Source organism: Nonomuraea sp. NPDC049646 (genome assembly GCF_044465525.1).
In the GTDB taxonomy this organism is placed as follows: Bacteria; Actinomycetota; Actinomycetes; order Streptosporangiales; family Streptosporangiaceae; genus Nonomuraea.
In genome coordinates, this window is record NZ_JBITLU010000006.1 from 525,765 (window position 1) to 544,361 (window position 18,597).

The following is an 18,597-nucleotide window of genomic DNA, read 5'->3' on the forward strand; positions in this document are numbered from 1 at the left end:
TCGGCAAAGGAGATTCCGCATCCCCTCGGTTGGGTAAGCCGGAGCTGTAGTAATAGTTACGGCGGGCTACCTGGGGAGGAACTGCCGTGGAGGGGCCGTTCATACGCATCGAGGACACCGGCGACGTGGTCCCGTTGCGCCCCGAGATCACGACGGTCGGGAGAGGCCGGGGTGTGGACATCCGGCTCACCGACCCCAGTGTGTCTCGACTCCATGCCGAGTTCGTCAGACGAGGACCCTACCTGTACGTCGTTGATCTGGGCCTGTCCCGCAACGGCACACGGGTGAACGGCAGGCCGATCGCCCGGAGGGTCCTTGACGACGGAGACGTCGTCTCGTTCGGCGCGGCGCGGGGTCGCATCGGTGGAGTCCCCCGTGAGGACTTCACCCCCGAGGTCGAGCTGCGCAGGGCGGCGGCGCCCGAGCTGACCAGGCGCGAGGTCGATGTGCTGACCTCGCTCTGCAGGCCGGCGCTGTCCGACGAGGCGTTCGTCGCTCCGGCGACGGCGCGCGAGATCGCCGACGACCTGGTCGTGACCGAAGCCGCGGTCAAGCAGCACCTGCTGCGGCTGTACCAGAAGTTCAGGATTCCTGAGGGCACCAACCGCCGCACGCGCCTCGCCAACGAGGTCGTCGCGCTCGGGCTGGTGCGCCCGACCCCTGTGGTGCCACCACAGCGGTCGGCGGGCGCCGCGGCTGAGCAGCAGCCGTCGGCGGCCGGTAGGAGGGCTTCCTAGAGGGAGCCAGATCGCGACCGGGGCTTCGGCGAGGGGTTCCGGCAGCGTCGGAACCATCGAGAGATCACCGTGCCCATCCCTGCTGGGCGCGGAACGGGCGACGGCGGGCGACCGCGGGCCGACAGGCCGGTGGCGCGCGCCCCGCTCGTCGCCGGTCAGGGAACGTGCCGGCGACGCGCGCTGGTGAGCCATGCGCTCGTCGCCGGAGGTCAGCGTTCCTTCACCGGTGTCCTTCGGAGCACCGGGGCCTTTCAGATCAGCCGGGTCTTTCGGATCGCCCGGGTCTTTCAGATCACCCGGAAACCGTGGCTGGGCTTGCTGGTCCTGTTGGCCCGGTCGACGGCGACCGCGTAGTAGTGGTCGCCGCGCTTGCCGTCGGGGTCCGTCCAGCGGATCTGGCGGTCGGCGGGCACGACGGCGACCAGGTTGCGCGCGTCGGCGAAGGCGTTCTGGCCGGCCTCTCCCGGGAACCGGAAGATGGCGAACTGGAACGGCTCGTCCCGGCCGGTGGCGACCACGCGCACCTCGACGCCGCCGGTGCGGCGCAGCGCGTACGCCACCACCGGGCGGCGCGGCGGCTCGCCGTTCGCCAGGCGGGGCAGCACGGGCGCGAGCGCGGGCCGCTGGTAGTGGTCGTTGACGGCGGTCGTGATGGAGGCGAGCCGGTCCACCTTGACGTCGTTGGCGTTGTACCAGATGTCGCCGCTGATCTCGGGGTGGGCGCGGTTGAGGGTCAGGTGCCTGGACAGCTCGTCCGGCTTCTGCCACTCGGCGGCCTGGGCCGGGTCGCCCGCCTTGTACGCCGCCTGCCCGATCCACAGCAGCGTGTTCGTGCCCGCGGCCACGTCCGACCACCACGGGACGAGCTTGGAGTAGTCGGCCGGCGGCTGCCCGATGTACCAGTAGAGCTGCGGCGCGATGTAGTCCAGCCAGCCCTTCTTGACCCAGCCGCGGGTGTCGGCGTGCAGGTTGTCGTAGGACTGGCCGCCGTTGGTCTCGGAGCCGAGCGGGTCGGTGCCCTTGTTGCGCCAGATGCCCGACGGGCTGATGCCCCAGGCGATCTCCGGCTTGGCCGCGAGGACGCGCTGCTGCATCTCGCTGACCATCAGGTCGACGTTGTTGCGCCGCCAGGGGGCCAGGTCGGGGAAGCCGGCGCCGTACTTGGCGAAGGCAGCGCTGTCGTCGAAAGCAGTGGTGTTGGTCGGGTAGAAGTAGTCGTCGAAGTGCAGGCCGTCGATGTCGTAGCGGGTGATCGCGTCCATCATCGCGTCCTGGCAGAACTTGCGGACCTCGGGCATGCCCGGGTTGTAGTAGAGCTTGCCGCCGAACGGCAGGATCCAGTCGGGGTTCTTGCGGCCGGGGTGATCGGGGTGCAGCTTGCTCGGGTCGGGCTGCATCGACACGCGGTAGGGGTTGAACCAGGCGTGGAAGGCCAGGCCGCGCTTGTGGGTCTCCTCCACGGCGAACCCGAGCGGGTCGTAGCCGGGGTCCTGGCCCTGGGTGCCGGTCAGGTACTGCGACCAGGGCTCGAACGGCGACGGCCAGAACGCGTCGGCGGTGGGCCTGATCTGCACGAACACGGAGTTGAGCTTGCGCTGCACGGCCACGTCGAGCCAGGCGAGGTATTCGGCCTTCTGCTCGTCGGCGCTCAGCCCCGGCTTCGAGGGCCAGTTGATGTTGACGACGGAAGCGATCCACATGCCGCGCATCTGACGCAGCGGGGGGACGTAGTCTGCCTGGGCGAAGGCCGGCAGCGGCACGGCGGACGCGGCGGCGGCGAGAGCGAGACCCTTCAGGAGAGTCCTTCTGCTGGGCATGGGGGGTGGCCTCTCGACAATGGTTGTGTCGAGGGCGACGATGACAGAAAATTACCTTCAGATCAACAACCGTGAAGGAAAATGCCGCATGAGCGCAGAGCTGGTCCGACTTGCGATGACGGTGCTCCAGCCGGGGTTCGAAGGGACGTCGCCTCCCGACTGGCTGCGCCGCGCGCTGGGCGAGGGCCTGGGCGGCGTCATCCTGTTCGCCCGCAACTCCATCGGCGAGCAGCTCGTCCGTTCGGTGCGCGCCGAGAACCCCGGCGCGATCGTCGCGATCGACGAGGAGGGCGGCGCGGTCACCCGGCTCGAAGTGCTCGCCGGCAGCTCCTTCCCCGGCAACCGGGCGCTGGGCGTGGCCGACGACGTCGAGCTGACCGAGCGGGTCGGCCGGCAGATCGGCCGGATGCTCGCCGAGCTCGACATCTCCCTCGACTACGCCCCCTCGGCCGACGTGAACGCCAACCCGGAGAACCCGGTCATCGGCGTGCGCTCGTTCGGGCCCGACCCCGAGCTGGTCGCCCGGCACACCGTCGCGTACGTGGCCGGGGTGCAGGGCGCGGGCGTGGCCGCCTGCGCCAAGCACTTCCCCGGGCACGGCGACACGACCACCGACTCCCACCTGGCGCTGCCCACCGTGCACGCCTCGCGGGCGGTGCTCGACGAGCGCGACCTGCCGCCGTTCCGGGCCGCCATCGCGCACGGGGTGCGCTCGATCATGTCCGGCCACCTGCTCGTGCCCGCGCTCGACCCGTCGATGCCGGCCACGCTCAGCCACAGCGCCCTGACCGACCTGCTCAGAGGGGAGCTCGGCTTCGACGGCGTGGTGGTCACCGACGCGATCGAGATGCAGGCCGTGGCCGCTATGTTCGGCCCCGGCGAGATCGCGGTGCGCGCGCTGGCCGCCGGCGCCGACACCATCTGCGCCGGCCGGGCCGACGAGCGGAGCCTGCACGAGATGCGCGACGCCGTCGTCGAGGCGGTGCGCACGGGCCGGCTGGCCGAGGAGCGGCTGGCCGAGGCGGCCGGCCGGGTGCTCGCCCTGTCCGCCTGGTACGCCGAGCGCTCCGAACTGCGCGACAAGGCCCGCGCCGACATCGACGAGGGCGTCGGCCTGGAGGCCGCCAGGGCCGCGCTGACCACGACCGGAACCGCCGTGCTCGACCGGGGGCCGCTGGTCGTGGAGGTCAACACCCGGCTCAACCAGGCGGTCGATCCCGCCACGCCGACCGGCATCGCGGCGGCGCTGGCCGCCCGGCTGCCGAACACCGCCAGGGTGCGCCTCGACCGCGACGGCGAGCTGCCCGCCTTCGACGACCGTCCCGTGGTGCTCGTGGTGCACGACGCGGCCCGGCACCCGTGGGTGCGCGAGGCGCTGGCGCGGGCGCTGGCCGTCCGGCCCGACGCGATCGTGGTGGACACCGGCATCAGCGACGCGCCCGTCGGGGCCGCCCACCTCGCCACGCACGGCATCTCCCGCGTCTCCGCGCAGGCGGCGGCCGAATGGCTGACCCGTTGAACACCGAGCCCGCGAACCCGGTCGCCACCGTGCGGGCGGTGCTGCCGTCGCTGACCCCGGCGGCGCAGGCCATCGGGCGCATCATCCTGGACGACCCCGGGCTGGTCGTGCGGAGCACGATCACCGAGTTCAGCGCGGTGTCGGGCACCAGCGAGGCCACGATCGTGCGCACCGCGCGGGCGCTCGGCTTCGCCGGTTACTCGCAGATGCGCTTCGCGCTGGCCGCCGCCGTGGCCAAGCAGCCCGAACGCCTGGTGCCCGGCGACCTGGCCCCCGACGACCCGCTGACCGACGTGATCGCCAAGGTGGCGCGGGCGGAGTCCGACGCGCTGGCGGACACGGCGGCGCAGCTCGACCCCGACCAGCTCGGCGAGGTCGTCCAGGCCATCGCGGTGGCCCGGCGGGTGGACGTCTACGGCGTGGCGGCCTCGGGGCTGGTGGCCGCCGACATGTCGCAGAAGCTGCTGCGCATCGGCCTGTCCAGCCATCCGTTCAGCGACGCCCACCTGGCCCTGACCAGCGCGGCGCTGCTGCGGGACGGCGACGTGGCGGTGGCCATCAGCTGCAGCGGCGAGACCCCCGATGTGCTGGTCCCGGCCCGTACGGCGGCCGAGGCGGGGGCGCTGATCGTGGCCATCACCAACAACCCGCGCTCGTCGCTGGCCGACCTGGCCAGCCACACGCTGGTGTCGGCCGGCCGGGAGACCGCCTTCCGGCCCGGCGCGCTGGCCAGCCGGATCAGCCAGTTGCTGATCGTCGACTGCATCTTCGTCGGCCTGGCCCAGCGCACCTACGACCGGGCCGAGGCGGCGATCCGGGCCACCCGCGACGCGACCGACCGCTACCGCAACCGGTGACCGGCGACCGGCGTGACGGCGTCAGGCGCGGGTCACCGAGACCTTCGCCAGGTCGGCCTCGATGCGCGCCGCCGCGGCCAGGAGCTCGGGCAGCAGCCCCGTCCTGACCTGGTGCAGGGTGGTACGTCCGGCGTGCGTGGAGACGTTCACGGCGGCGACCGTACGGCCGGCGTGGTCGCGTACGGGCGCGGCGACGGACCGCAGGCCCTCCTCCAGCTCCTGGTCCACCATCGCCCAGCCGCGCAGGCGCACCTGGTCCAGCTCGTCCCGCAGCGCGCCGGGCAGCACGACGGTCCGGGAGGTCAGCCGGCGTAACGCGGCCCGGCCCAGGTAGGCGTCCAGGTCGCCGGGCGGCAGGGCGGACAGCAGCACCCGGCCCATCGACGTGCAGTAGGCCGGGAAGCGGGTGCCGATGCTGATCGACACGCTCATGATCCGGGCGGTGGCGACGCGGGCGACGTACACGACGTCCTCGCCGTCGAGGACCGCGACCGAGGCGGACTCGTGCACCTCGGCGGCCAGCCGTTCCAGGTGCGGGCCGGCGACCTCGGGCAGCGACAGGCCGGACAGGTAGGCGTACCCCAGCTCCAGGACGCGCGGGGTGAGCGCGAACAGCCGGCCGTCGTTGCGCACGTAGCCGAGGTCGGCGAGCGTGATGAGGAAGCGCCTGGCGGCGGCGCGGCTGAGGCCGGTCGCCCGCGCCACCTGGCTGAGCGTCAGCTCGGGCGCCGCGGCGCTGAACGCGCGGATCACCGCCAGCCCTCTGGCCAGCGACTGCACATGATCGACCATGGTGATCCCTTGACAGAAGCCGACAAGGGCGTAGTTTCCGCCATATGGAGCTGTTCGGACAGAGAATACCTGTGCGCATGGCGAACACCTAGGAGCAGCCGTGCGTCGCGCTCTCATCATCCTCGCCGCCCTGCTCCTGGCCGCCTGCGGCGGCCCGCCGGGCACGACGGCGGGAGGCAGGGACAAGGTCAACGCCGGAGTGATCGCGATCGTCGACACCGCGCCCATCCATCTGGGCAGGGCCAAGGGCTTCTTCGCCGAGCAGGGCATCGACCTGACGATCACCCCCGTGCAGGGCGGCGCGGCCAGCATCTCGGGGACGGTCGGCGGGCAGTTCCAGTTCGCCTTCGCCAACACCACCTCCCTGCTGACCGCCAAGCAGCAGGGGCTGGACGTGAAAGTGGTGGCCAACGGCGTCTCCTCGACCGGGCGGCCGGGCGCGGACTTCAGCGCGGTGCTGGTCGAGCCGGACAGCCCGATCAGGTCGGCCAAGGACCTGGCGGGCCGCCGCATCTCGGTCAACCAGCTCAGGAACATCGGCGACACGACCATCCGGGCCTCGGTCCGCAAGGCGGGCGGCGACCCCGACGGCATCGAGTTCGTCGAGCTGCCCTTCCCCGACGCGCCCGCCGCCCTGCGCAGCGGCCGGGTGGACGCCATCTGGGTGGTCGAGCCGTTCGTCAGCCAGGCGATCAGCCAGGGGGCGCGGCCGGTGGCCTGGAACTTCGCCGAGGCGACCCCGCGACTCACCGTCGCCATGTACTTCACCACCGGACGCACCGACTCCGGCCTGACCAGGCGGTTCACCGCGGCGATGCGCAAGTCCCTGGAGTACGCCGACGGCCATCCCGACGAGGTGCGGCAGATCCTCGGGACGTACACGAAGATCGCGCCTGAGGTGATCGCGAAGATCCACCTGCCGAAGTGGCCGGTCGAGGTCGACAAGGCGTCCGTGCAGGCCATCGCCGACCTGGCGCTGGCCGACGGCGTGCTGACGAAGAGGATCGACGTGTCCGCGCTGGTCCCGTGAGGCGCGACCTGCTCCACGGGCTCGCCGGGCTTGGCGGCCTGCTCGCGCTGGTGGAGGCCGTGCCGCGGCTCGGCCTGGTGGACGAGCGGTTCCTGCCCCCGGCCACGCGCATCCTGGGCGCGCTCGCCGCCGAGCTGGCCACCGCCCGGCTCTGGATCGCGCTCGGCGAGACCATGCGCGGCTGGGCGCTCGGGCTGGCGCTGGCGTTCTGCGCGGCGGTCGTGGCCGGCGTGCTGATCGGGACCGTGCCGGGGCTGCGGGCGCTGACCGGCTCGACGGTGGAGTTCCTGCGGCCGATCCCGTCGGTCGCGCTGGTGCCGCTGGCCACGCTGCTGTTCGGCGCCACGCTCGGCTCGACGCTGCTGCTCGTGGTGTACGCCGCCTTCTGGCAGGTGCTCGTCCAGGTCCTGTACGGCGTCGCCGCCGTCGATCCCGTCGCCCACGACACCGCCCGCTCCTACGGGTTGTCGGCCTGGTCGCGGATCAGGCACCTGATGTGGCCGACGGCGCTGCCGTACGTGATGACCGGGCTGCGGCTGGCGGCGGCGGTGGCGTTCATCCTGGCGGTGACGGCCGAGCTGGTGATCGGCAGCCCCGGGCTCGGCGCGGAGATCCAGGTGGCGCAGAGCAGCGGCGCCGTGCCCGACGTGTACGCGCTGATCGTGCTCGCGGGCGGCGTCGGCATCGCGGTCAACGCGGCCGTGCGGCTGCTCGAACGCCGGGTGCTGGCCTGGCATCCGGCCGTGCGCTCGGAGGCGGCGGCGTGAGGGCGCTCAGGCTGGTCGCCCTGCCCGCGGCGCTGGTGCTGCTCTGGTGGGCGGTCGGCGGCAGCACGTTCTACCTGCCGGGCCCGGCCGAGGTGGGCCGGGCCTTCGCCGCGACGTGGTTGTCCCGGCGGCTGCTCGACGACGTGCTGCCGAGCCTCGCCCGGCTGCTGGCGGGCTACGCGGTGGCCGGGCTGCTCGGGGTGGCGCTGGGCGTGCCGATCGGGCTGTCGCGGCGGCTGCGGGCCACGCTGGAACCGGTGCTGGAGTTCTTCAGGGCCATCCCGCCGCCGGTGCTGGTGCCGCTGATCATGCTGCTGGCCGGGATCGACACGGCCATGAAGGTGCTGGTCATCGTGTCGGGCTGTGTGTGGCCCGTCCTGCTCAACACCGTGGAGGGCGTACGGGCGCTGGACGAGGTGCTGTCGGACACCTGCCGCATGTACGGCGTGCGCGGCGCCGCCAGGCTGCGCCGGTTCGTGCTGCGCGGCGCGAGCCCGCAGATCATGACCGGGCTGCGGCAGGCGCTGTCCATCGGGATCATCCTCATGGTCATCAGCGAGATGTTCGGCGGTTCCAGCGGGCTCGGGTTCACGATCGTGCTGTTCCAGCGGCAGTTCCAGATCGCCGAGATGTGGAGCGGCATCCTGCTGCTCGGGCTGCTCGGCCTCGGGCTGTCGCTGCTCTTCCGCCGCCTGGAGCGGTGGGTGCTGGCCTGGTACCACGGCGGCGGTGCCGCCCGTGCTTGAGATCCGCGGGCTGAACAAGGTCTACCGGAGCCCCGGCCGCCGGGTGGAGGCGATCGGCTCGGTCACCTTCGGCGTCGCGGCGGGCGAGCTGGTGTGCGTGGTGGGGCCGTCCGGCTGCGGCAAGACGACGCTGCTGCGGTGCGTGGCCGGGCTGCTGCCGGTCAGCGGGGGCGAGGTGCGGGTGGCCGGCGAGCCGGTGACCGGGCCGCCGCCGCGCATGGCCGTCGTCTTCCAGGAGTACGGCCGCAGCCTGTTCCCCTGGATGACCGTCCGGCAGAACGTCGAGCTGCCGCTGCGGGAGAAGCGGGTGCCGCGCGCGCGGCGGGCGGAGCTGGTGACCGGGTCGCTGGCGGCGGTCGGGCTGGCCGACGTGGCCGGCGCCCATCCGTGGCAGCTCTCGGGCGGCATGCAGCAGCGCGTGGCGATCGCGCGGGCCGTGGCCTACGAGCCGCAGGTCCTGCTCATGGACGAGCCGTTCGCCGCCGTGGACGCGCAGACCAGGGCCGACCTGGAAGACCTGATCCTGCGGCTCTGGCGGGACCTGGAGGTGACCACGCTGTTCGTCACCCACGACATCGACGAGGCCGTCTACCTGGGGCAACGGGTGATCGTGCTGTCGTCGTCGCCGACGTCGGTCATGGAGGACCTGCCCATCGACCTGCCGCGCGACCGGGACCAGCTCACCACCCGGTCGCTGCCGCGTTTCGGCGAGCTGCGCGGGCAGGTCTACCGGCGGATCCAGCAGGCGAGAGGGGCACGATGAGCACAGTGAGGGCGGCGGCGTTCGAGGTGCTGCGGCGGCACGGCCTGACGACGATCTTCGGCAACCCCGGCTCGACCGAGGTGTCGCTGCTGACCGGGCTGCCGGACGACCTCCGCTTCGTGCTCGCGCTGCACGAGGGCTCGGTCGTCGGCATGGCCACCGGCTGGGCCATCGGGCACGCCGAGCCCGCGCTGGCCGTGCTGCACACCACGGCCGGGCTGGGCAACGCGGTGGGCGCCCTGGCCACGGCCCGGGTGAACCGGGCGCCCCTGGTCGTCCTGGTGGGGCAGCAGGACCGGCGGCACCTGGCGCTGGAGCCGTTCCTCGCCGGGCGGCTGGCCGGGCTGGCCGGCGACTACCCGGTGTGGACCGACCAGCCGGTGCGGGCCCAGGACGTGCCGGGCGCGCTGGCCAGGGCCTTTCACGAGGCGGTCACGCACCGGGGCCCCGCGCTGGTCGTGGTGCCGATGGACGACTGGGACGCGCCCTTCGCCGGCGAGACCCCGGCGGCCCCGGCCCGGGTGCTGCGGCCGGCCGCCGTGCCCGACGCCGGCCTGACGCCGCTGGTCGAGCTGCTGGCCGGGGCGCGGTCCCCGGCAGTCGTGGCGGGGGCGGGGGCGTCCTGGGGCCGCTGGTGCGGTTGGCCGAGCGGCTGGCGTGCCCGGTGTTCCAGGAGTCGTTCGGGGCGCTGGCGGGGTTCCCGCAGGACCATCCGCAGTACGCGGGGGTGCTGCCGGCCGACCGGGGGCGGCTGCGGGCCGTGCTCGCGCCGCACGACGTCGTTCTGGCCGTGGGCGCGCCGGTGTTCCGGCAGTACCCGTACGCGCCGGGGCCGCTGGTCGAGCCGGGGACGGCGGTCGCCGTGGTCACCGACGACCCGGCCGAGGCGCACCGGAGCCCGGCCGACCTGGCCGTCCTGGCCCCGCCGGGAGTCGTCTGCGAGCGGCTGGCGGCCCTGCTGCCGGCCCGTCCCGCCGCTCCGGCGGCCGTTCCACCGGCCCCGGCCCCGCAGGCGCCCGGCGGGGAGCCGTTGCGGCCCGCGTACGTGCTGCGCGAGCTGGCCCGGCGGCTGCCCCGCGACGTCGTGCTGCTGGAGGAGACGCCGTCGTCCCGTCCCGACCTGCACCGGCTCGTCCCGGCCAGGAACCCGCTGGGCTTCGTCTCGGCGGCCATGGGCGGGCTCGGGTTCGCCGTGCCGGCCGCGGTCGGCCTGCGCATGGCGCTGCCCGCGCGCCCGGTGGTCGCGGTCGTGGGCGACGGCTCGGCGCTGTACGGCGTGCACGCCCTGTGGAGCGCCGCCCACTACCGGGTGGGCGCGCTGTTCGTCGTGCTCGCCAACGGCCGCTACGCGGTCATGGACCGGCTGGCCGACCGGCAGGGCGGCAAGGCCCCCTGGCCCCCGTTCGCGGAGGTGGACATGGCCGCGCTGGCCAGGTCGCTGGGCTGCCCCGCCCGGCGGGTGGACGGCCCCGCCGAGCTGGGGGCCGTGCTCGACGAGGTGATCCCGTCGCTGGCCGCCCGCGAGGAGCCCCTGCTGCTCGACGTCACCGTGGCCGTGGACCGGGACTTCCAGCCGTGAGCCGGCTCACCAGGCCGGAGGGCGGCGACCGCCGTCGGCCGCCGGGTCGAAGCAGAGCTCGGGGGCGGCGTCCGGCTTGAAGACCTCGTCCAGGGCCCACCGCTCGTACGGGCGGGCGCACGGCGGCGCGCCGGCGATGGCCAGCTCGCGGACGTCGAGGTCCATGACGACGGAGTAGACCGTGAGGCACTGCTCGGCCGGGCCGGCGTCGGGGTCGAGGTGGCGGCAGACGCCGTCGGGGAAGGAATAGTGGTCGCGCAGGGCGGCGACGACGTGTTCGAGGCCGACCGCGCGCTCGGCGGCGGTGTCCTCCAGCAGGTGGCGCACGCGCTCGGCGCGCAGCAGGGTGAGGCCGGACCTGGCCGCCTTCATGTCCTCCAGCGGCAGCTCGGCCTCGAAGTGGTTGGCGTGGGTGAGCAGGCCGTCGCGCGGCAGCAGCGCGCCGAACGTGCCGGGAGCCATCTCCAGGTCGATGGCCTCGCCGCCGGCGTCGGCGACGAGCAGGTTGCCCGAGGAGACGCGCGGCACGTCGAGCACCTTGCGGTGGGCCCGGCTCATGCGGTCGGACTGCAGCACCCCGCGCAGCAGGAAGTGGTACGGGACCCCGGCCCCGGCGTGGTCGCGGTCGGACTGCAGGCGGTTGGCGCACACCCCGAGCCCCGCCGAGTTGAGCCCGGACTTGGCGAGCATGCCCGCCTCGGCCAGCGTGAGCACCGCGAACCCCTCGGTGTCGCGGGTGGCCAGCAGGAAGGTGACCGCGCCCTGCTCGGGATGCCAGTCCCAGTTCTGGGCGAGCAGGGTGTGGCCGTCGCGGGTGTACTTGGGCAGGACGGCCAGCGAGGTGCAGCCGTCGTCGTGGTAGCCGGTGCCGTCGAGCAGCTCGGTACGGGCGTTGAGCGCGGCGATGTGCTCGACCGGCCGGCCCGCGCCCGCCGCCAGGCCCTCCAGCATGGCGGCGATGCTCGGGTCGTACGCCCTGGCCACGTCGAGGAAGGTCTGGCCCCAGCGCAGCACGTCGGCCGAGGACAGGCCGGACTTGTCACGGAAACGCCGCAGGTAGGTCTCGACGCTCCGCGCGACCAGGTCGGCGGTGCGGCGGCCGACCTCGGCCCCCATCTCCTCGTAGGTGCCCTCGACGGCGATGAGCGGGGTTTCCATGAATCGGCCTTCCGTGATGGGGGTGGGGCTCGCTCTTCTTCCCATTCCCCCCATCAGGGCTTCATCCCCCACCAATCAGGAACGCTCGGCGGCCTCCACGACGTTGGACAGCAGCAGCGCGCGGGTCATCGGCCCGACCCCGCCCGGGTTGGGGGTGAGGAAGCCGGCGACCTCCTCGACGTCGGGGGCCACGTCACCGGCGATCTTGCCGTGCACCCTGGAGACGCCCACGTCGAGGACGGCCGCGCCGGGCTTGACCATGTCCCGCGTGATGAGCTCGGGCACGCCGGCCGCGGCCACCACGATGTCGGCGCGGCGGACGTGGGCGGCCAGGTCGTGGGTGCCGGTGTGGCAGAGGGTCACCGTGGCGTTCTCGCTGCGGCGGGTCAGCAGCAGGCCGAGCGAGCGGCCGACGGTGATGCCGCGGCCCACCACGACGACGTCGGCGCCCTTGATCGGCACGTCGTACTCCTGGAGCAGCAGCACGATGCCGTGGGGCGTGCAGGGCAGGGGCGCGTCGACCATGTGGACGAGGCGGCCGAGGTTGACCGGGTGGAGGCCGTCGGCGTCTTTGGCCGGGTCCATGCGCTCCAGCAGCGCCATCGTGTCGATCTGCTTCGGCAGCGGGAGCTGGACGATGTAGCCGGTGCAGGCCGGGGACGCGTTGAGCTCGTCGACGGCCGCCTCGACGTCCTTCTGGGTGGCGGTGGCCGGCAGGTCGACGCGGATGGAGGCGATGCCGACCTCGGCGCAGTCGCGGTGCTTGCCCGCGACGTAGATCTGGCTGCCCGGGTCGTCGCCCACCAGGACGGTGCCCAGGCCGGGCGTGATGCCGCGGTCCTTGAGCGCGGCCACCCGGGTCGCGAGGTCTGCCTTGATCCTGGCGGCTGTCGCCTTGCCGTCGAGTTTCACTGCGCTCATGCCGTCAATCCTTCCATGACTGCCCGGCTTCCCTGCACCGGCCGCGCGTCCGTCCACAGTTTTTCCACAGATGGGAGGCAGGCGGCGTCCGTTGTCCACAGGGAACCGATGACATCGTTGTCATCGATCAAGGAAGGGCATATCGTGTCGGGCGCCGGCACCCTGTCCTACGGAGGTTCCCCTTGCGCGCCCGCTTCCCCCTGTCACGCCTCGGCGGCCTCCGCCGGCCCGGCCCCCAGGCACACGGATGAGCTGCGTACTCGCCGTCGACATCGGCGGCACCAAGCTCGCCGCCGCGCTGGCCGACGAGACCGGCTCCCTGCTGCGCTCCGCCACGCGGCCCACGCCGCGCGCCGACGTCATGTCCGCCCTGGCGGGCCTGGTCGCGGAGGTGACCGGCGAAGGGCCGCCGCCGCACGCCGTCGGCGTCGGCTGCGCGGGCCCGCTCGACCTCACCACGGGCACGGTGAGCCCGGTGAACATGCCGAGCTGGCGCGGCTTCCCGCTGCGCGCGGAGCTGGAGCGGCTGACCGGCCTGCCCGTGGTGCTGGCCGGCGACGCCCAGTGCATGGCGCTCGGCGAGCACTGGCTGGGCGCCGGGCAGGGCAGCGCGTCGCTGCTCGGCGTCGTCGTGTCCACCGGCATCGGCGGCGGCCTGGTGATCGGCGGCGCGCCGCTGCTCGGCCCGGCGGGCAACGCGGGGCACGTCGGCCACATGAGCGTCGATCCCGGCGGCGAGCGCTGCGAGTGCGGCGGCCGGGGCTGCGTCGAGCGCTACTCCAGCGGCCCCAACCTGGCCCGCTGGGCCCTGGAGAACGGCTGGGCGCCCGCCGGCGACCGCGACGCCAGGGCGCTGGCCGCCGACGCCTCCGCCGGGCATCCGGTGGCGCTGGCGGCCTTCGAGCGCGGCGCCAGGGCGCTGGCCGGTCTGATCGCCTCCACGGCGGCGGCGGTCGAGCTCGACACCGTGGTCATCGGCGGCGGCGTGTCGGCGGCCGGCGCGGTGCTGTTCGGCCCGCTGGAGCGGGCGCTCGACGACGTCGCGGGGCTGGCGTTCGTCCGGGCGGTCCGGGTGCGGCCGACCACGCTGGGCGTGCGCGCGGGCCTGGCCGGGGCGGCCCGGCTGGCCTGGCGGCTGTCCGGCTAGTCGCGCTCGGCGAAGCGGGCCTCGCGGCGCTCGATGATCCGGCGGGTGTACGGGATGAGCTCGACGACCCGGCTGCCGAGGTAGGCACCGATGAAGGCGAGGACCAGCAGGACGAACGGGCTGGTCGAGAAGCCGTTCATGGTCACGAAGGCATGCAGGGTCGCGTCGAGCATGGAAACTCCGGGGGAATGAGCACAGCAGGGCGGCAATCAGGGTAACCGGGGAGTGCCGATGCTCGCCGCCAAAACGGATAAAGGGCAACAAGTGGATCTCTTGTTGCCCTTATCCGATGAATCGGTGATCAGTGGAAGAAGTGGCGGGTCCCGGTGAAGTAGAGGGTGACGCCCGCCTGCTCACAGGCGTCGATCACCTCCTGGTCCCGGATCGAGCCGCCCGGCTCCACGATCGCCTTGACCCCGGCCTCGATCAGCACCTGCGGCCCGTCGGCGAACGGGAAGAACGCGTCGGAGGCGGCGACCGAGCCGGCCGCCCGCTCCCCCGCCCGGCTCACCGCGAGGCGGCAGGAGTCGACCCGGTTGACCTGGCCCATGCCCACTCCCACCGTGGCGCCGCCGGCGGCCAGCAGGATCGCGTTCGACTTCACCGAGCGCGAGGCGCGCCAGGCGAAGGCCAGGTCGGCCAGCAGCTCGGGCGAGGCGGCCGCGCCGGTCTTGAGCTCCCACGCCGCCGGGTCGTCGCCGCCGGCGTCGATCCGGTCGACCGCCTGCAGCAGCAGGCCGCCGTCGACGCGGCGGAACTCCAGCGGCTGGGACGGCCCCTCCGGGCAGCGCAGCAGGCGCAGGCTCTTCTTGGCCCGCAGCACCTCCAGCGCCTCCGCGCTGAAGCCGGGGGCCACGACGACCTCGGTGAACACGTCGGCGATCTGCCGGGCCAGCTCGACGGTGACCTCGCGGTTGACCGCGATCACGCCGCCGTAGGCCGAGACGGGGTCGCAGGCGTGGGCCTTGCGGTGGGCCTCGGCCACATCGGCGCCGACGGCGATGCCGCACGGGTTCTGGTGCTTGATGATCGCCACGCACGGCTCGGCGAAGTCCCAGGCCGCCCGCCAGGCCGCGTCGGAGTCGAGGTAGTTGTTGTAGGACATCTCCTTGCCGTGCAGCTGCTCGGCGTTGGCCAGGCCGCCGGAGCCGGCGGTGTAGAGGGCGGCGCGCTGGTGCGGGTTCTCGCCGTAGCGCAGGGTCGCCTTGCGCTCGTACGCGACGCCGGTGAACTCGGGGAACTCCTCCTCCCCGCCTGCGTACGGCCCGGCGAACCAGTTGGCCACGGCCACGTCGTAGGCGGCGGTGTGGGCGTAGGCGACACCGGCCAGGCGGCGGCGCTCGTGCAGCGTGAACCCGCCCTCGTCGAGCGCGGTGAGCACGTCGCCGTAGGCGGCGGGGTCGACCACGACCGCGCAGGTGGCGTGGTTCTTGGCGGCGCCCCTGATCATCGCGGGCCCGCCGATGTCGATCTGCTCGACGCACTCCTCGTCGGAGGCCCCGGAGGCCACCGTCTGCTGGAACGGGTAGAGGTTGACCACCACGAGCTGGAACGGGTCGATCTCCAGCTCGTCGAGCTGGGCCACGTGGCTGGGCTTGGTGAGGTCGGCCAGCAGGCCGGCGTGCACGCGCGGGTGCAGCGTCTTGACCCGGCCGTCAAGGCACTCGGGGAAGCCGGTGAGCTGCTCCACCTTGGTCACCGGGATCCCGTGGGACGCGATCGCGGCGGCCGTGCCGCCTGTCGACACGATCTCCACGCCGGCGCCGTCGAGTGCCCTGGCCAGCTCTTCGAGCCCGGACTTGTCGTAGACAGCGATCAGCGCGCGCCGGATGGCGATGCGAGTCACGTGCTTTCCCCTCCTGGTTGGTTGCCGATGCGGACGGTGCGTCCGCTGACCGTCCAGCCCTCGCGGGCCATCCGGCCGACGATGTCGACGAGCAGGCGGCGCTCGACGGTCTTGATGCGCTCGTGCAGGACCGGCTCGTCGTCATCCGGCAGCACGGGCACCGCCTCCTGGGCGACGATCGGCCCCGTGTCGATCCCGGCGTCGGCCAGCATCACGGTGCAGCCGGTCACCTTCACCCCGTGGGCCAGCGCGTCGCGCACGCCGTGGGCGCCGGGGAAGGACGGCAGCAGCGCCGGATGGGTGTTGAGCACGGGGAACGCGTCGAGCGTGGGCGCACCCAAAATCTTCATGAAGCCCGCCGACACCACCAGGTCGGGCTCGTACGATGCGATCCTGGCGGCAAGAGCGGCATCCCAGTCCGCCCGAGTCGCATGATCGCCCAGCTTTTCAACAAATGTCGGGACATTTGCCCTGGTGGCCCTGGCCAGGCCCTCTATGCCGTCCCGATCCGCGCCCACCGCCACCACGCGCGCACCGTACGACGGGTCGGCGGAAGCGTCCAGCAGGGCCTGTAGGTTGGTTCCAGAGCCGGAGACGAGGACGACGAGCCGCCCAGCCTTTGACACGCACACTCCAAAGAATGGAAACAGGGTGGGGCTGACAGGGTATCTGTTCCTCGCCCGGCGACGCAGAGGAGGTCAGGTGTCGACACCGGTGCAGGCACCGGCGGGTCAGCAGCCCGCCGATTCAGCGGGTCGCCGTGCGATCTGGTTGTCCATCGCGGCGCTGGCCATGACGTTCATGCTGCCGCTCGCCGGCCTGGTCATGGCCCTGTTCGCGCTCATGTCGGGCATCCGCGCGCTGCCGCGGCTGCGCAACGCCCACAAGCCCACGGGCACGGCCGTCGGCGGCATCACGATCTCCTCCATCGCGCTGGCCCTGTCGGCGATGGCCACGGGGATGCAGCTCTACCTGATGGACGAATACTCCGCCTACCAGGAGTGCATGAAGGGCGCGGGCACGGTCTCGGCCCAGGGCGAGTGCTTCACCCAGTTCCGCGACGCCGCGCAGCGCAAGCTGCCGCCCGACGTCCTCCAGCTGCTCGGAGCCATGCAGTCCTAGTCGCGGTCCCAGGCGTAGGGGTCGACGTAGATGACGTGACCGCCGCGGTCGTCGGACTCGTCCACGATGTCCTTGCGCGGCGGGCGGGCCGGGCCGCCTGAGGGCTCGGCCGGGCGCGGGCGGGCCTGGGCCAGGGTCTCGGCCTCGGCGGAGGCGTGCTCGTCCTGCCAGTCGTCCCTGATGACCGGGATCTCCTGGGTGTCGGCCTCGGTGGCGTCCATCCAGTGGCCGGGCAGCGGGCGCGGGTCGGACTCGGCCAGGCCCACCTTGCTGGCCGCCTTGGCGATGGCCGCGCCCGCCTTGCGGACCGGCGCGGCGGCCTTGTCGAGCGGCGCGCGGGCCTTCTTGTTGAGCAGCAGCAGGTTGGCCACGCCCGCCGAGATGCCGGCCGCCACGCCCACCTCCAGGGCCACCGACAGGGCCACCTCCCACGGGGACGGGCCGATCGCCGACAGCCGGCCGCCGCCGATGGGCCCGCCGGACAGCGCGGCCAGCAGGCCGGCGACCAGGCCGGTGGAGACACCGGTCAGGAAGCCCCACAGGGGGGCGGCCTCGTACGAATGCGAGGGCGAGATCCGGGCCACGAACACGCCCGCCACCGCGCCCGCCGCGAACGGCAGCGCGATCACCGCCATCATCCACGCCGGCACGGGCCCGCTCTCGGGCAGCGCGCCCAGCAGCGGCAGGCTCGGCACCGTGCCGAGCTCGACGCCGGTCGGTGCGACCAGCGTGTCCGCGCCGATGGCGAAGCCGGGGCCGGCGATGTAGGAGGAGGCCCAGATCACGGCGTTGAGCAGGTAGAGGAGCTGGAGCAGCAACAGCAGCACGCCGCCGACGAAGCCCGGCGCGAGCACGTCCGACAGGTCTTTGACCTGGCCGAAGTTGAGCACGACCGCGACCAGCACCAGCCCCAGCCCGGACGCCAGCAGCGCCGTGGTGGCGACGGCCGTGCCGACCGTGACCGCCCGCAGCCGCTCGGGCAGCAGCTTGAGCATGATCCGCCACGGGCCGATCATGCGCGCGGTGGCCAGCGAGCCCGCCAGGAAGGCCAGCACGAAGTGGCTGAGCAGCGCCTCGCCGATGAACGGCTGGGTGATCTCGTTGCTCGCCACCAGCGCGATCAGCCCGGCCAGCAGCGCGTAGGGGGCCGCCAGCGAGACGCCGGCCTGGCCGACCAGCGCGAGCTGCGCGCGGCGGCGGGCGTTGGCCTGCTCGCGCGGGCTGTTCTTGGGCAGCCGGGCGGGCAGGCGCAGCCGCAGGTCGGCGTCGCGGGCCATCCACCGGCCGGCGCGGTAGAGCAGGAACGCGGGCAGCACCATCAGCCCGAGGGGCAGCAGCCCGACCCGGCCGCCGGGCATCGCGAACCCCGCGTGGTGCGCGGCCAGCCAGAGCTGCGCCGCCGCGCGGAACACACCGGGCAGGCCGGCGCCGAGCGTGCCGCGCGGCGCGGCGATCCAGCCGACGAGGGTGAGCGTGGTGAGCACGGCCAGGCCGACGCCGAGCGTGCAGGCGGCGGCGAGCATGCCCGACACGGGTAGCGGCCGCCTCGTCTCGTCGTCGTCGGTCGAGACCCCGGGGAGCTTGCCGAGCACCGACTTGGGGGCGGTACGCAACTGGTCGAGAATGGCCGTCACAGATGCGATTTTCTCAATCTTTCCCAACCATCGCTTGGTTGACGCGCCGCAGCGGGTCCACTTTGTCGCCGTGAGCCGCCCGCGAACGCGCCTCTTCGCCGCCGTGAGCCCTCCGCGAACCCGCCTCGCCCCCTTTCCGTGCCCTTTACCCGCCGCCCGGCG

General features: G+C 73.3%; 18 protein-coding genes and 1 pseudogene. 11 read left to right on the plus strand and 8 right to left on the minus strand.

The genetic code is table 11. The annotated features are described in order from the left end of the window. The first annotated feature begins 86 nt into the window (after nucleotides 1-86). A complete protein-coding gene (locus ACIBQ8_RS20985; RefSeq protein WP_352362084.1) occupies nucleotides 87-737 on the plus strand; it encodes an FHA domain-containing protein in 651 nt (216 codons plus the stop codon). A 287-nt stretch (nucleotides 738-1,024) separates the two neighbouring features. On the opposite strand, the gene ACIBQ8_RS20990 is transcribed toward ACIBQ8_RS20985, so the two are convergent. Next, on the minus strand, nucleotides 1,025-2,554 hold the full coding sequence (locus tag ACIBQ8_RS20990) for a glycoside hydrolase family 10 protein (RefSeq protein ID WP_397192746.1): 1,530 nt from the start codon (nucleotides 2,552-2,554) through the stop codon (nucleotides 1,025-1,027). An 88-nt stretch (nucleotides 2,555-2,642) separates the two neighbouring features. Here ACIBQ8_RS20990 and ACIBQ8_RS20995 point away from each other — a divergent pair, with 88 nt between their 5' ends. Further along, on the plus strand, nucleotides 2,643-4,073 hold the full coding sequence (locus tag ACIBQ8_RS20995) for a glycoside hydrolase family 3 protein (protein ID WP_397170534.1): 1,431 nt from the start codon (nucleotides 2,643-2,645) through the stop codon (nucleotides 4,071-4,073). After that, nucleotides 4,058-4,930, plus strand: coding sequence for a MurR/RpiR family transcriptional regulator (locus ACIBQ8_RS21000; RefSeq protein ID WP_352328557.1), 873 nt, complete (start codon nucleotides 4,058-4,060; stop codon nucleotides 4,928-4,930). Before ACIBQ8_RS20995 ends, ACIBQ8_RS21000 begins: the two co-directional genes overlap by 16 nt. A 21-nt stretch (nucleotides 4,931-4,951) precedes the next feature. Here the strand turns inward: ACIBQ8_RS21000 and ACIBQ8_RS21005 are convergent, their stop codons facing one another. After that, on the minus strand, nucleotides 4,952-5,722 hold the full coding sequence (locus ACIBQ8_RS21005; RefSeq protein WP_397170536.1) for an IclR family transcriptional regulator C-terminal domain-containing protein: 771 nt from the start codon (nucleotides 5,720-5,722) through the stop codon (nucleotides 4,952-4,954). Nucleotides 5,723-5,822: 100 nt separating this feature from the next. Between ACIBQ8_RS21005 and ACIBQ8_RS21010 the strand changes: the two genes are divergently transcribed. From ACIBQ8_RS21010 to ACIBQ8_RS21035, 6 genes and pseudogenes are all read left to right on the plus strand, one after another. Continuing rightward, nucleotides 5,823-6,752 carry an ABC transporter substrate-binding protein gene (locus ACIBQ8_RS21010; protein ID WP_397192747.1) on the plus strand — a complete coding sequence of 310 codons (930 nt, stop codon included), beginning with the start codon at nucleotides 5,823-5,825 and terminating at the stop codon, nucleotides 6,750-6,752. Continuing rightward, entirely contained in the window at nucleotides 6,749-7,519 is a 771-nt protein-coding gene (locus tag ACIBQ8_RS21015) for an ABC transporter permease (RefSeq protein WP_397170540.1), read from the plus strand. Before ACIBQ8_RS21010 ends, ACIBQ8_RS21015 begins: the two co-directional genes overlap by 4 nt. Beyond that, nucleotides 7,516-8,265: an ABC transporter permease gene (locus ACIBQ8_RS21020; RefSeq protein ID WP_397192748.1), complete on the plus strand. Its 750-nt coding sequence runs from the start codon at nucleotides 7,516-7,518 to the stop codon at nucleotides 8,263-8,265. Before ACIBQ8_RS21015 ends, ACIBQ8_RS21020 begins: the two co-directional genes overlap by 4 nt. Then, entirely contained in the window at nucleotides 8,258-9,028 is a 771-nt protein-coding gene (locus ACIBQ8_RS21025; protein ID WP_397192749.1) for an ABC transporter ATP-binding protein, read from the plus strand. The genes ACIBQ8_RS21020 and ACIBQ8_RS21025 overlap by 8 nt, the downstream gene beginning before the upstream one ends. Beyond that, a pseudogene (locus ACIBQ8_RS21030) lies at nucleotides 9,025-9,279 on the plus strand (thiamine pyrophosphate-binding protein); the annotation flags it as partial. The gene ACIBQ8_RS21025 and the pseudogene ACIBQ8_RS21030, both read left to right, overlap by 4 nt. Nucleotides 9,280-9,662: 383 nt before the next feature. After that, the gene (locus ACIBQ8_RS21035) at nucleotides 9,663-10,607 is read left to right on the plus strand and encodes a thiamine pyrophosphate-dependent enzyme (protein WP_397192750.1); all 945 of its coding nucleotides are present in this window, start codon (nucleotides 9,663-9,665) and stop codon (nucleotides 10,605-10,607) included. A 6-nt stretch (nucleotides 10,608-10,613) separates the two neighbouring features. Here the strand turns inward: ACIBQ8_RS21035 and ACIBQ8_RS21040 are convergent, their stop codons facing one another. Together ACIBQ8_RS21040 and ACIBQ8_RS21045 are read right to left on the minus strand one after the other, a co-directional pair. Continuing rightward, nucleotides 10,614-11,765, minus strand: a complete 1,152-nt coding sequence (locus ACIBQ8_RS21040; protein ID WP_397192751.1) for a C45 family autoproteolytic acyltransferase/hydolase — start codon at nucleotides 11,763-11,765, stop codon at nucleotides 10,614-10,616. Between the two features lie 75 nt (nucleotides 11,766-11,840). Next, nucleotides 11,841-12,686, minus strand: a complete 846-nt coding sequence (locus ACIBQ8_RS21045) for a bifunctional methylenetetrahydrofolate dehydrogenase/methenyltetrahydrofolate cyclohydrolase (protein WP_358282305.1) — start codon at nucleotides 12,684-12,686, stop codon at nucleotides 11,841-11,843. A 247-nt stretch (nucleotides 12,687-12,933) separates the two neighbouring features. Between ACIBQ8_RS21045 and ACIBQ8_RS21050 the strand changes: the two genes are divergently transcribed. Then, complete coding sequence (locus tag ACIBQ8_RS21050; protein WP_397192752.1) at nucleotides 12,934-13,833, plus strand: ROK family protein; 900 nt, start codon at nucleotides 12,934-12,936, stop codon at nucleotides 13,831-13,833. Here ACIBQ8_RS21050 and ACIBQ8_RS21055 read toward each other — a convergent pair. From ACIBQ8_RS21055 to purN, 3 genes are all read right to left on the minus strand, one after another. Then, entirely contained in the window at nucleotides 13,830-14,006 is a 177-nt protein-coding gene (locus ACIBQ8_RS21055) for a hypothetical protein (RefSeq protein WP_352323910.1), read from the minus strand. The two genes, ACIBQ8_RS21050 and ACIBQ8_RS21055, sit on opposite strands and share 4 nt — an antisense overlap. 128 nt (nucleotides 14,007-14,134) lie before the next feature. Next, nucleotides 14,135-15,679, minus strand: coding sequence for a bifunctional phosphoribosylaminoimidazolecarboxamide formyltransferase/IMP cyclohydrolase (purH, locus tag ACIBQ8_RS21060; RefSeq protein WP_397170551.1), 1,545 nt, complete (start codon nucleotides 15,677-15,679; stop codon nucleotides 14,135-14,137). Beyond that, the gene (purN, locus tag ACIBQ8_RS21065) at nucleotides 15,676-16,305 is read right to left on the minus strand and encodes a phosphoribosylglycinamide formyltransferase (RefSeq protein ID WP_397192753.1); all 630 of its coding nucleotides are present in this window, start codon (nucleotides 16,303-16,305) and stop codon (nucleotides 15,676-15,678) included. Before purN ends, purH begins: the two co-directional genes overlap by 4 nt. A 76-nt stretch (nucleotides 16,306-16,381) precedes the next feature. Here purN and ACIBQ8_RS21070 point away from each other — a divergent pair, with 76 nt between their 5' ends. Then, entirely contained in the window at nucleotides 16,382-16,801 is a 420-nt protein-coding gene (locus ACIBQ8_RS21070; RefSeq protein ID WP_397170552.1) for a hypothetical protein, read from the plus strand. Here the strand turns inward: ACIBQ8_RS21070 and ACIBQ8_RS21075 are convergent. After that, nucleotides 16,798-18,435, minus strand: a complete 1,638-nt coding sequence (locus ACIBQ8_RS21075) for a DUF6350 family protein (RefSeq protein ID WP_397170553.1) — start codon at nucleotides 18,433-18,435, stop codon at nucleotides 16,798-16,800. The two genes, ACIBQ8_RS21070 and ACIBQ8_RS21075, sit on opposite strands and share 4 nt — an antisense overlap. Nucleotides 18,436-18,597: the final 162 nt, after the last annotated feature.